The sequence below is a fragment of the Tardibacter chloracetimidivorans genome, assembly GCF_001890385.1.
Classification (GTDB): Bacteria; Pseudomonadota; Alphaproteobacteria; order Sphingomonadales; family Sphingomonadaceae; genus Tardibacter; species Tardibacter chloracetimidivorans.
Genome location: NZ_CP018221.1, coordinates 2,260,939 through 2,273,465, shown reverse-complemented (window position 1 = coordinate 2,273,465; position 12,527 = coordinate 2,260,939). Strand labels below are relative to the sequence as shown.

At 64.5% G+C, this 12,527-nt stretch carries 12 protein-coding genes; 9 read left to right on the top strand and 3 right to left on the bottom strand.

Annotated elements, in window-relative coordinates; translation table 11 throughout:
• Window positions 1-123: 123 nt before the first annotated feature.
• Together BSL82_RS11780 and BSL82_RS11775 are read right to left on the bottom strand one after the other, a co-directional pair.
• Entirely contained in the window at window positions 124-1,362 is a 1,239-nt protein-coding gene (locus BSL82_RS11780) for a CaiB/BaiF CoA transferase family protein (RefSeq protein ID WP_072597693.1), read from the bottom strand.
• 61 nt (window positions 1,363-1,423) lie between these two features.
• Window positions 1,424-2,152, bottom strand: a complete 729-nt coding sequence (locus tag BSL82_RS11775) for a TetR/AcrR family transcriptional regulator (RefSeq protein WP_072597692.1) — start codon at window positions 2,150-2,152, stop codon at window positions 1,424-1,426.
• 291 nt (window positions 2,153-2,443) lie between these two features.
• Between BSL82_RS11775 and BSL82_RS11770 the strand changes: the two genes are divergently transcribed.
• The 9 genes from BSL82_RS11770 (at window position 2,444) to BSL82_RS11730 (ending at window position 11,446) form a co-directional block, all read left to right on the top strand.
• A complete protein-coding gene (locus tag BSL82_RS11770; RefSeq protein ID WP_072597691.1) occupies window positions 2,444-3,241 on the top strand; it encodes an enoyl-CoA hydratase/isomerase family protein in 798 nt (265 codons plus the stop codon).
• Window positions 3,242-3,259: 18 nt separating this feature from the next.
• Window positions 3,260-4,411 (top strand): thiolase family protein, encoded by a 1,152-nt coding sequence (locus tag BSL82_RS11765; protein WP_072597690.1) that lies wholly within the window; start codon window positions 3,260-3,262, stop codon window positions 4,409-4,411.
• A 56-nt stretch (window positions 4,412-4,467) separates the two neighbouring features.
• Window positions 4,468-5,190 (top strand): SDR family NAD(P)-dependent oxidoreductase, encoded by a 723-nt coding sequence (locus BSL82_RS11760; RefSeq protein ID WP_072597689.1) that lies wholly within the window; start codon window positions 4,468-4,470, stop codon window positions 5,188-5,190.
• On the top strand, window positions 5,187-5,963 hold the full coding sequence (locus BSL82_RS11755; protein WP_083579186.1) for an SDR family NAD(P)-dependent oxidoreductase: 777 nt from the start codon (window positions 5,187-5,189) through the stop codon (window positions 5,961-5,963). Before BSL82_RS11760 ends, BSL82_RS11755 begins: the two co-directional genes overlap by 4 nt.
• Before the next feature lie 23 nt (window positions 5,964-5,986).
• On the top strand, window positions 5,987-6,793 hold the full coding sequence (locus tag BSL82_RS11750) for an SDR family NAD(P)-dependent oxidoreductase (protein WP_072597688.1): 807 nt from the start codon (window positions 5,987-5,989) through the stop codon (window positions 6,791-6,793).
• Between the two features lie 95 nt (window positions 6,794-6,888).
• Window positions 6,889-8,181, top strand: a complete 1,293-nt coding sequence (locus BSL82_RS11745; RefSeq protein WP_072597687.1) for an amidohydrolase family protein — start codon at window positions 6,889-6,891, stop codon at window positions 8,179-8,181.
• 3 nt (window positions 8,182-8,184) lie between these two features.
• Window positions 8,185-9,090: an NAD(P)-dependent oxidoreductase gene (locus BSL82_RS11740; RefSeq protein WP_158010865.1), complete on the top strand. Its 906-nt coding sequence runs from the start codon at window positions 8,185-8,187 to the stop codon at window positions 9,088-9,090.
• Window positions 9,087-9,497 (top strand): carboxymuconolactone decarboxylase family protein, encoded by a 411-nt coding sequence (locus tag BSL82_RS11735; protein WP_072597685.1) that lies wholly within the window; start codon window positions 9,087-9,089, stop codon window positions 9,495-9,497. Before BSL82_RS11740 ends, BSL82_RS11735 begins: the two co-directional genes overlap by 4 nt.
• A gap of 266 nt (window positions 9,498-9,763) precedes the next feature.
• Window positions 9,764-11,446, top strand: a complete 1,683-nt coding sequence (locus BSL82_RS11730) for an N-acyl-D-amino-acid deacylase family protein (protein WP_072597684.1) — start codon at window positions 9,764-9,766, stop codon at window positions 11,444-11,446.
• Between the two features lie 102 nt (window positions 11,447-11,548).
• On the opposite strand, the gene BSL82_RS11725 is transcribed toward BSL82_RS11730, so the two are convergent.
• The gene (locus tag BSL82_RS11725; RefSeq protein ID WP_503660809.1) at window positions 11,549-12,505 is read right to left on the bottom strand and encodes a formylglycine-generating enzyme family protein; all 957 of its coding nucleotides are present in this window, start codon (window positions 12,503-12,505) and stop codon (window positions 11,549-11,551) included.
• Window positions 12,506-12,527: the final 22 nt, after the last annotated feature.

Genomic DNA, 12,527 nt, shown 5'->3' with positions numbered 1-12,527 from the left:
CGGAAGGCGGACAGCGCCGAGCCGGCCGCTCCGGCTGGATAGCTGACATGTATTCCGTTTAGATGGCTTGGCGATCGCGCCCTGTCAAGCTGGCGCCGCCGGGCGTCGGGAGGGCAGCCTCACTCACCCGACGACATCCGCCTCGACGTCCCGCTTTATCTCTTCGTCCGACATGCCGAGCACCTCGCGAAGGATCTCATGGCTATGCTCCCCCGCGAGCGGCGGAGCGTAGCGGTAGCTGACCGGAGAGCCCGAAAGCTTGAAGCCGGCGCCCATCGACCGGACCTTGCCCATCACCGGATGCTCCTGCTCGACGACCATGCCCCGCGCCTGGGTGTGGGGATCGGCGACTATATCCGCCATGTCGTTGATCGGGCCGCACGAAACCTTGGCCGCATTGAGCAATTCCATCCACTCGCCGCGAGGGCGGCCTTTCAGCGCCGACGTCACTGCGGCCTTGATCTCCGCGCGATGCGCCACGCGCGCGCCGCCGGTGCGGAAGCGCGGATCTTCCGCCCATTCCGGGCGATCCAGCGCATGGGCCAGCCGCACGAATTCGCGATCGTTGAAAATGGCGATGATCATCTGCCCGTCGTCGGCATCGAAGATCCCATAGGGCGTCGCGCTGGGGTGATCATTTCCCGAACGCCCGAGAAGCTGACCGGAATTCAGCCATGACGACGCGGCGTTGAGCATCACCGACAGCTCGCTGTCGAGAAGCGCGACATCGACAGCCTGGCCTTCGCCGGTCAGATTCCGGTGCTGGAGCGCGGCCAGTACCCCGATCGTCAGGTTTAGCCCGGCGACGATATCGACGATCGGTATTCCCACCCGGATCGGTCCCGCGCCCTCCTCGCCGTCCGGCAGGCCGGTGACGCTCATCAGCCCGCCCATGCCCTGGATGAGATAGTCGTAGCCCGAACGATCCGCGTAGGGACCCGTCTGTCCGAAGCCGGTCAGCGAGCAGAAGATCAGCCGAGGGTTGATCTCCCGCAGCTTCTCGTATCCGAGCCCGTACCGGTCCAATGTACCGGGGCGATGGTTTTCCAGCAGGATGTCGCTTTCCCGCGCGAGGCTGCGGATGACTTCAGCGCCTCGTGGGTGCGCGAAATCGATCGCGATCGACCGCTTGTTCCGGTTGACGGCTTGAAAATAGGTCGACTCCTCGCCTTCGCGGTTCGGCATCCAGGGCGGGCCGACGAGGCGGCTCTCGTCGCCCACGCCTTTACGTTCGACCTTGATGACATCGGCACCGAGATCGCCAAGTATCTGTCCGGCAAGTGGGCCCGCGACGACGCGCGTCATGTCCAGTACGCGCAGGCCACGGAGGGGCGCTGCCTCCGGCGTAGGCGAAGTGCTCAAAAATGCCTCCTAGAACCAGTCGCGGCCGTGCCGGCCGCACAATTAAATCGTGCCGGCGGCCCTATTCGACGCAGTAGATCGCCTTAACGATCATGTCCGCCAGGCTATTCTGGACCCGGTCCATCCCGAGTTCCTCGTTGATGACCCGCACGTCGCAGGCGGCGATCCGTTCGAGCGCCGAGGTGAGCACTACGGCCCGGCTCCGCGAGTCCAGGACCGAGATGAACTTGCCCTTCGTCTGCGCCTGTTCCTTGATCTTGTCACCGATGCGGGCGACAAGCGGACGGAGCGTCGCGCGCCAGAGCTTGTCGAACTGCGGGTTGCCGAGATCGGCCTCCATATTGCGAAACATCAATACTTCGCGATGCTGCGACCAGATTTCCTGAAATTTCTTCACGAACTTCAAGGCATCGGCCGCCGGATCTTCATCATCCCATTTCCGGGTCAGGAACGGAACCAGCTCCGCAATCTCTTCGCTGATCGCCTCGTTCATCTGATAGAGCATATCGCGAACGCTGTTGAAATACATGTAGAAGCTTGCCGAAGATACTTCGGCCTGGCGCGAAATGGCGACCGCGCTCAGATCAAGCGGCGAACTCTCGCGGAGAAGCTGGCGCGCCGCATTGGTCAATGCTTCACGCGTACGGCGGCCTTTCTCCCCGAGCTTCTGGCCATGCTTGTTGAATTCGGTGCTATACTCGTCCTGCGCAGGGAGATCAGCCCTAGGCCGCGCGCCACCCCCGACTCGCTTTTTCTTCAGATCCTTGGTACCCGACGCTTGTGTCGCCATCTCGATCTTTACTCGCTGAAATTCTTCGAACCGGATGCACGGCGATGGGCGCGCGCATAAAGCACGACTTTATGAACGCCAGCGATGAAGTCAACTGAAGCCTAGTCAATAGTCGCACCAGCGGCCGCGGGTGAAGCAGCATATTCGGGGTAAGCGCGCCTCGGCAGGGGCCGTCCACAAGCGTGGACTATGCGCCGGCGCCCGCCTGGCACCTTCTCGTTTTCCGTTGACGCATAACTGTCTTATAGTTAGCTATGTGCCTCGCGCAGCGCCTGTCCGGGAGAAAATTTGGTGCGGATCGAGGATTATCAGACTATTCGCTTCCAGCGCCGGGGCCGCGCTCTCTATGTCATCTTCAACCAGCCCGACAGCCGCAACGCCTTCGCAGCGCAGTCTCATACGGAGCTTTCGCACGTATTCGAGACGGCGGCGCTCGATGCGGAGAGCGATATCGTGGTCGTCACCGGCGAAGGTCATTCCTTCAGCGCGGGCGGCAACGTGCCCGCGATGCGCGCCAATCACGAGAGTCCGGAGCTCATGTACGCCGCGGTACGCGAAGCGAAGCGGGTGGTGCGCTCCATGCTGGAGTGCGACAAGCCTATCGTTGCAAAGATCAACGGGGATTCGATCGGCCTCGGCGCGACGGTGGCTCTGCTGGCGGACGTGGCGATCGCGACCAATACCAGCAGGATCGCCGACCCCCACAATGCGGTGGCGCTCATAGCCGGCGATGGCGGCTCGGTGATCTGGCCGCAGCTCATCGGCTTCGGACGCGCGCGCCATTATCTCCTCACGGGCGACCGCATCACCGGGTCGGAGGCCGCGAATATCGGCCTGATCTACAAATCGGTGGAGGCCGCGGAGCTTGATGCGACGGTGGACGCCTATGTCGATCGGCTGCTCGAGCTTCCCGCGCGGTCGCTCCGCTGGACGAAGGAAACCTACACGCTGCCGCTCAAGCAGCTCGCCACGCTGATGATGGACACGGGCATGGCCTACGAGGCCGTTTCCGCGGCCACCCAGGATCATCTCGAGGCGATCACGGCTTTCGAGCAGAAGCGCAAGCCTCGCTTCAACACGCAGGCCTGATCGGCGGGGGACATAGTCATGGACCGCTTTCCGCGCGCAAAGGTGGCGATCGCAGGCGTTGCCACCTTTGGCATCGGCGAAAATCCGGGCAAGCGCCCGCTCGATCTCGCGGCGAGCGCGGCGGTTCGCGCGCTGGATGACGCCGGACTTGCGCTTTCGGACGTAGACGGGCTGTTCATCTGTCTTCCCGACGATGCGCTGGCAGGGTTGGCCGGGGCGGAATATCTCGGCATCCAGCCCAAGTTCACCGATTGCAACCGCACGGGTGGATCGGCCTTCCACAGCCACGTCATAACCGCGGCCTTCATGCTGGAGGCGGGCTATCTGGACACCGTCCTGATCATGTACGGCAGCAACCAGCGGAGCGCGGGCGGCAAGCTCGTGCAGATGCGGCAAAGCTCGATCTACGAGCTGCCATACCGGCCGATCAATCCGATGTCGTCCTATGCGCTCGCCACCGCGCGGCATATGCATCAATATGGCACTACGCGGGAAGAACTCGCCGAAGTCGCGGTCGCCGCGCGCGGCTGGGCGAACCTCAATCCCGATGCCTTCATGCGCGGCCCTCTTTCGATCGAGGATTGTGTCGGTGCCCGCATCGTATCCGATCCGCTCGGCGTGCGCGATTGCTGCCTGATCACGGATGGGGCGGCGGCCATCGTGCTCACGCGCGCCGATCGCGCGAAGGACCTGCGCAAGCCGCCGGTCTATGTGCTGGGTTCGGCCGCCGAGGTGACGCACGCCAGCATCGACCAGATGCCCGATCTGACCGTCACGGCGGCGAAGCGCGCCGCCGAGCGCGCGTTCGGGATCGCGGGTGTCACGCCCGCCGATATCGACGTCGTCCAGATCTACGACGCGTTCACCATCAATACGATCCTGCTGCTAGAAGACATGGGATTCTGCGCGAAGGGTGAGGGCGGTTCGTTCGTTTCGGGAGGGCGGATCGCCCCGGGGGGCGTCCTGCCCGTCAACACAAACGGCGGGGGCCTCTCTTTCTGCCATCCCGGCATGTATGGCCTGTTCACCCTTATCGAGGCGACGCAACAGCTCCGCAACGAATGTGGCGAGCGGCAGGTCGAGAATGTGAAGCTCGCTGTCGCCAACGGCAATGGGGGCGCGCTTTCGAGCGAGACGGTGACCATTCTTGCCAATCAGGATGCGGTGTAGCGGATTTCCGTGCCCGGACCGTTGCCCAGACAGATATTCCAAGGAGAAGCCGCGCAATGAAGGTTGCCGTTGTAACAACGCGAAGCGGCCCGGGCGGCGCGCTCGCGAACGCCTTGCCGGGCACGGTGGTGACGGTTGGCGAGCGGCCGGACGGCTGCGATCTTCCGCACGTCCAGACGGACCTCGGCGATCGGGCGGCCGCCGACGCCGCCTTTGACGAGGTGGCGACGATCCTCGGCGGTCTCGACGCGCTTATCCATGCGGCTGCCTTGCCGGATCAGCCTCTCATGGCGACGGTGGATGATCTGTCGACCGCGCAATGGATTGAGGCATCGGAAACGCCTGTCAAACGGGCGATGTTCGCGATGCAGGCGGCCTATCGGATCATGGCGGCGAATGGTGGGGGCCGTATCGTTCTGGTGCAGCCTACCCTGGGTGTATCGGGGCGCCCCGGCACGGCGGCGATCAGCGCCGCTGTCGAGGGACAGCGAATCCTCGGTAAGGTGGCCGCGCGTCAATGGGGCGCTGCCGGGATCAGCGTCAACGCGGTATTGGTCGGGCTGGATTGCGCGGCGCCGTCGCTGGCCGATGGCGTTGCCGTGGCTGCGGCGGTGGCCGAGGTGGGCACAGGCTATGTCCCCCCCGCGCTCCGCGCCGTCGGCACATCGGAACCGACGCGACATCTCGCGCCGCTCGTGGCCTTCTTTGCATCGCCGGAGGGCGGCCTCGTGACCGGACAGACGGTGATCGCCGATGGCGGCGCCTGGATGCTGCCATGACCATCGAGGAAGGCTTGAGCTTGAAGGGACGCACCGCGTTCGTCACCGGCGCCGGCGGCGGCGTGGGCGAGGGAATTGCGCTCGCACTGGGCAAGGCCGGCGCCAATGTCGTGGTCGCGGCGCGCAGGCTGGAGACGGGCGAGCCGGTCGCCGCCAGGATCAGGGAAGGCGGCGGGGAGGCGATCTGCGTCCAGACCGACGTGGCCGACGAGCAATCGGTGTTCGCCGCGATCGGGAAAACGGTCTCGACCTACAATGGCCTCGACATCCTCGTTCACAACGCCCTTTCGGGCCGCGCGACGGATCGCACGCCGATCGCGGATGCGCCGGAAGACCTGTTCGACGATGTCGTGGCGACCGGCAGCAGGGCGACGTTCTGGTGTGTCAAAGCCGCGCTGCCGCATCTCCAGCGCGGCAAAGGCCGGGTGGTGCTGCTGCTCGCGCACGGCGGGGTCAGAGGGCATGGCTCGCTGTCGATCTACGGCGTCGCGAAGGGCATGCAGAGGGGCAATCTCAAGGCGCTCACCTGGGAGCTCGGCGGGCGCGGCGTATCGATCAACGCGATCGTGCCGGTCGCCCTCACCGATGGCATGGCCCGCGACTTCGAACGTCGCCCTGGCGAATATGAACGCCAGGCGGCGCGCTCGGCGCTCGGCTATATCGGGAAACCGGAAGAAGACATCGGCGGAGCGGCGGTATTCTTCGCCAGCGACGCGGCGCGCTACGTGACCGGCCAGACGCTGTTCGTGGATGGCGGCGTGTACATGCTTTAGTTCACGGGATCGGGAGCTTTCTCATGCGCAACTTATCCGGCAAGGTCGCCCTCGTCACCGGTGCCGGAAGCGGCATAGGAAGGGCGATCGCGCTACGACTGGGAACGGCCGGCTGCAGCGTCGCCGTGACCGACCTGAACCCCGACGCCGCGCATGCGGTCGCGCTTGAGATCACCGAAATCGGCGGGGAGGCGATCGGGCTGAAGCTCGACGTGCGCCGCGAGGAGGATTTCACCGCTGCCGTCCAGGCGATCGTGGCGAAGTTCGGCGGAATCGACCTTGCCGTCAACAACGCGGCGAACACGGCGACGACATTCACTGCCCGTGATCGCGACATCGCTTCCATGGACCTGAGCTTCTGGGACGAAACGATGCACGCATCGCTTCGCGGCGCGATGCTGGGCTGCAAGCATGTGATCCCCGAAATGATCCGGCGCGGCGGCGGGGCGATCGTCAACACCTCATCGATGGCCGGATTGTTCGGGTTCGATTCGATGTCCGCCTACGGCGCGGCAAAGGCCGCTATCGTGCAGCTCTCGCGCCAGGTCGCGACCCAGGCCGGGCGGCATGAGATCCGGTGTAACACGATCGCGCCAGGCCTGATCCTCACCCCCGCTGCGGAGGCCGCCTTCTCCCAACAGTCGCTCGACGAGTTTTCGCGCGATATGCTGGTGCCCGGCTTCGGCCGGCCGGAAGACGTCGCCGAAGTCGTGGCCTTCCTGCTGTCGGATTCGTCCAGGCTGATTACCGGTCAGGTGATCGCTCTCGACGGTGGCGCGTCGAGCCATGGGCCGAGGCAGGGACGCGGCGACGGCCTGCAGATCGGCTAGGGCAAATTACCGCACGGCGCTTGACTCAAAATACGGCGACGGGCATCCCAAGAAAATTACGGCCAGTCATTTTTTGCCTGATACGGAGAGTAGCTATGGAAATGCGTGATATGATCCTCGTCAGTCTTGACGATCATCTGGTCGAGCCGCCCTCCACCTTTGCCGACGTGCCGGTTGGCCTGAAGGACCTCGCCCCTAAGATCATCACCAAGGACGGTGCGGAATCCTGGGTCTATGAAGGTCGGCTGCTGCCCAATATCGCATTGAACGCGGTTGTCGGCCGGCCTCCGGAGGAGTTCGGTTTCGAGCCGACCGCCTATTCGCAGTTGCGCGAAGGAACGTTCAATCCCGACAAGCGGGTTGAGGATATGGATGCGGACGGCGTCTGCGCCTCGGTCTGCTTTCCTTCGGCGGTGGGCCCGGCTGGGCAGCTTTTCGCGGACGCCACCGACAAGAAGGCGGCGCTGGCGCTCCTACAATATTATAATGACTGGCTGATCGATTCCTGGTGCGGGTCCAACCCCGGCCGCTTCATCCCGCTGGGAATCGTGCCGGTATGGGATATCGATCTCGCCGTCGCCGAGGCAAAGCGGATCGCCAAGAAGGGCGCGCGCACGATATCGCTGCACGACAACTTCTCGGCCAAGGGGCTGCCGTCGATCCACTCCGGCTACTGGGACCCGCTTTTCGCGGTCATGGAAGAGGAGCGGATGGTCATCAGCGCCCATATCGGCACCGGCAACCAGGCGCCGCATGCGTCGCCCGAGACGCCCATCGACGCGTGGATCACGACCATGCCGATGTCGATCGCCGTGGCCGCGGCCGACTGGCTCTACTCGCCGATATTCAAGAAATTCCCCAATCTGAAGATCGCGCTCGCCGAAGGTGGCGTGGGCTGGGTGCCCTATTTGCTCGAGCGGGTGGAGTTCACCTATAAGCACCATCGCGCTTGGACCCATGCCGACTTCGGCGGCAAGACGCCCAGCGAGCTGTTCTTCAGCAACTTCATCACCTGCTTCATCTCCGACGATTTCGGCATGAAGAACATCGATTTCCTCAACCCGGACATGATCTGCTGGGAGTGCGATTATCCGCATTCGGACAGCGTATGGCCGCGATCGGCCAATGCGCTCTGGGACAGCGTTAAGCATCTCGACAAGGAAACGATCGACAAGATCACGCACTTGAACACCATCCGCGAGTTCCGATACGATCCCCGCGAGATTCTGGGTCGCGAAAACTGCACGGTCGGCGCGCTCAAGGATCGGTCCAAGCATGTCGATACCGCCCCGGTCGCGGGCCGCGGCGGCTTCAACCCGAAGGAAGGTGCTGAAAAGCGACCGGTCACTTCGGCGGATGTCATGAAGCTGTTCACGGTCGCGCTGTAAGTGGTGACGACCGGCTTCGTCGGCCTGGGCAGCATGGGGCGCCACATGGCGTCCCGGCTTCTCCGGGCTGACACGGCCCTTGTGGTCAATGACGTCAACCCGGCTTCGGTGGAGGCGCTGCAACGGCAGGGCGCACGTCCCGCCGCTTCGCCGCGCGCAGTCGCCGATGAAGCCGGGATCATATTCTGCAGCCTGCCGACGCCCGATGTCGTCGATCAGGTCATCTTCGGCGAAGACGGGCTGTGCCACGGGTCCGCGGTTCGGACGATCGTCGATCTTTCGACGACCGGACCCCGCATGTCGGAGCGGATCGGCGATGCGTTGCGCGAGCGCGGGATAGCGTTCGTCGATGCGCCGGTCAGCGGCGGCACGTCCGGTGCCGAAGCCGGGACGCTCACGCTGATGATCTCGGGCGACGGGGCCGCGATAGATGCCGTGATGCCGTCGCTTAGGCACATCGGCTCGAACCTTTTCGTGGTCGGCGACAAGGCCGGGCAGGGGCAGACGGTCAAGCTGGCCAACAACATGCTGTTTGCCAGCAACCTGGTGGGCGCGTATGAGGCGACGGCGCTCGCGGTCGCGGGCGGGGTGGCGCCCGAACGGCTGCTGGAGGTGATAAATGCATCCTCGGGCCGCAGCTACGTCACCGAAAAGCGGATCGACCCGCCGGTCCTTGATCGGGATTTCGCGGTCCGTTTCGCGACGGGCCTGCTGCGCAAGGATGTGAAGCTGGCTTTGCAGGAGGCCGAAGCCTCCGGTGCGCTGCTTTTCGTGGCGCGCGCGGCGGCGCAGTTCCTCGATATCGCCAAGGCCGAAGGCATGGCCGACGAGGACTATACCGCGCTCATCCGCCTGTTCGAGCGCTGGAACGGGGCCGAGGTCAGGCGCAGTCGGACGGAGGCACTATGACGACAAGGCAGGAAACTGGTCGCGCGATCATGCGCGAGGTCATCGGCGAGGAATATTTCCAGAAACGCGAAGCGGGCACCAACGCCTTCAACGAGGATGCGCGCCGCATTTCGGAGGAATATTGCTTCACCGAGATCTGGGATCGCCCGGGGCTCGACCGCAAGACGCGTAGCCTGCTGTGCCTCGTCATCACGACGGCGCTCAACAGGCAGACCGAGTTCAAGGCCCATGTGATGGGTGCGCTGAACAACGGGCTGACGGTGGCGGAGATCAAGGAAGCCTTGTTGCAGACCATAATCTATTGTGGGTTGCCTGCCGGCCTTGAGGCCATCCGCAACGCCGAGGAAGTCTTCAGCGCGCGCGGCATCGAGATCCCGGCTGCCGGCGGCATATTGCCAGGCGCGTGACGAGCGGATCGGGCGGCTCTGGCGCAGCTTCGCGGGATAGCGGTTGCTGAGCGATTTTCTTCACGGGCACTCCGGGGCCATGCCGGAGGGCGGCTCCTCGCCGGTTGTCACGAAAACACAGATCGATCCTCGCCGGCAACGGGCCGCGATATTCGCTCAACACTCTCGACAGGACCGGCTGGAGAGTTCAAACTGACTACATGTCATATTTCCGCGCACCGGCACCAAGGGCTGCGGCGCGGATCGCTTTTATGGGAGGTTGAGGCATGGGCGAGGGCTCTCTGATCATTGAGAATGCTCGGATCATAGACGGCTCCGGCGCGCCGGCATTTGCGGGAGCGGTCAGGATCGAGGGCAACCGGATCGTCGCGGTCGCGCGCGCTGGCGATGCGCTGGACGTGGCCGCCGCCGCCGTGATCGATGCGGGCGGTCTGGTGCTGTCGCCGGGCTTCATAGACGCGCACACCCATTATGACGCGCAGGTGATTTGGGACAAGATGATCGACCCCGTGGCGTTGCACGGTGCGACGACGGTGGTGACCGGGTCCTGCTCATTCACGCTCGCCCCGGCCGACGCGCGCACGATCGACGTCATCCATTCGCTGTTCCTGAAGGCGGAGGACCTGCGGCTCGCCAATTACGCCGATGTGGTCGATTTCAAATGGTCGAGCTTCGAGGATTATCTCGATCGTATCCGGGGCGGCCTCGGCGTCAACGTCGCGCCGCTGTTCGGCCACACGCCGCTGCGCCACCATGTGATGGGCGCGGATGCGCAGAAACGGGCGGCGACGGCGGATGAGCTCGCGCAGATGTGCGAACTGTTGCGGGGTGCGCTGCGCGCCGGCGCGGTGGGCCTGTCGATGTCGTTCCTCGATACGGACGAGAATAATGTCCCGATCGGCAGCCGCTGGGCGGACGAAGAAGAGCGTACCGCGCTGGCGCGGGTGCTCGTCGAAGAGGGGCGGGGGGTGCTGCAGAGCAACCTGCGCTTCGGCCCCGGGTCCGACCCCAATGGCGAGCTTGAGCAGCTTGGCCGGATATCGAAGGCTACCGGCGTTCACGTCGAGGCTCTGGGGGCGTTCGCGGCTTCGGCGGAAGACCCCGTGTATCGTAGCATGCTCGCGACGACAGAGCGGCTGCAGTCGGAGGGCGCGGATATCGTGTTGCAGACGACGTCGAAGCCGTTCGACCAGTTCCTGCAGTTCAACGCCAACTTCTTCGTGTTTTTCCTGTTGCCGCATTGGCAGGACGTGATGAACCTGTCGGTGCCCGAGCGGATCGCTTATTTCTCGGATCACTCGAAACGACCGGCTTTGCGCGCCTCGCTGGAGCTGGAAGGACATCTCGATCGCTTCATGAAGTCGGAAGTGCTCGAGGCGCAGACCCCGTCCGTGCGGGCGCTCGAAGGCCGGCTGGTGGCGGATATCGCCGCTGAACGCGGGGCGGATTTCCTGGACACGCTTCTCGATATCGCGCTGGAAGACGAGCTGCGGACGGTGTTCGCGTTGCGCGGGTTTGCCCATACCGATCCGGATTGCCTGACGCAGATCCTCACCCACCCGCACACGCGCCCGGCCAGCGGCTCCGACGGCGGCGCGCATTTCTATCAGTTCTCGACCTCGGGCGATTCCACCACGCTGCTCGCGCGCTGGGTTCGCGAGCGCGGGATCATGTCGCTCGAAGAAGCCGTCCGCAAGCTGACGAGCGTTCCCGCCGCTGAGTTCAACATCAGGGATCGTGGGGTTATCCGGCCCGGCAACTACGCCGATCTCGTGCTGTTCGATCCGGACGTGATAGACAATAATCCCACCGAACGCAGGTTCGACCTGCCGGACGGTTCGGGGCGATACCTGAACACCGCCAAGGGTGTTGCCATGGTTTTCGTGAACGGCAGGAAGGTCGTCGAGAACGGCGCCTATACGGACGAGCGCCCCGGCCTGATCGTCTGATCCTTGGTCGCCGTCTGGGGGCCATGTCGCACGGGGCGCGGCGCCATTCGAAGGCGCGGCCCCTGCGGTTGCGCACGCTTCCATCGCATGATTGGAACAGGTTTAGCGGCTTTCGCGGATGACGCAGCGAAACCCGATATGGCAGGTTGAACTGTCAATCGCCTGCGGATGCCGTGCGGCGGGGCGGTAGCGCCGGCAATAGTTGGCGGCGCAGAGATGCGAGCCGCCCTTGATCACCTTCCGCGCGATCCTCGGCGCATCGCCGCCGCGCTCGATGCTGTCGCTTCGCTTGCCCCCGCGCGGATTGCTCGGAACGCAGCAGGCGCCCTTGAAGCGTTTCCTCGCCGGCCGGGGGATCGACCACCAATCGGATGTCCACTCCCAGACGTTGCCGATCATGTCTTCGAGGCCGTAGCCGTTGGGCGGGAAGCTGCCGACCGGTGACGTTCGTTCCCATCCATCCAGCAGATCGTTGACGCAGGGGAATTCGCCCTGCCAGTAATTCGCCAGCATCCGGCCTTCCGGTGCAAGCGAATCGCCCCAGGCATAGTCGGCATCGTCGAGGCCGCCGCGCGCGGCAAACTCCCACTCCGCCTCGCTCGGAAGCGCCTTGCCGCACCACGCCGCATAGGCTTCGGCATCCTGATAGGCGACGTGGACGACCGGATGGTCCGCCAGGTCTTCGATCCCGCTTCCCGGTCCCCAGGGGTGCCTCCAATCGGTGCCGGCGCAAAAGCTCCACCATTGGCGGAAGTCGCGCAGGTCGACCGCGCCGGCCGGGCGCTGGAACAGCAGCGAGCCTGCCTGCGCCATCTCGGCCGGCATCATCGGATAGTCCGCCGGATCGGGCGCAATCTCGGCAAGGGTCACATGTCCGGTCGCTTGCACGAAGCGCAGATATTCGCGGTTGGTGACGGGCGCGCGATCAATCCAGAATCCGTCCACCCGGATCGGCCGCGCGGGCGCTTCCTCGGGATAGAAGCGGTTCGATCCCATCGAGAATGTGCCGCCGCTCAGATGCACCATCCCGGGATGCGGCTGCGAAGGCTGCGAACCCATCCCCGATCCTGCATCGTCGACG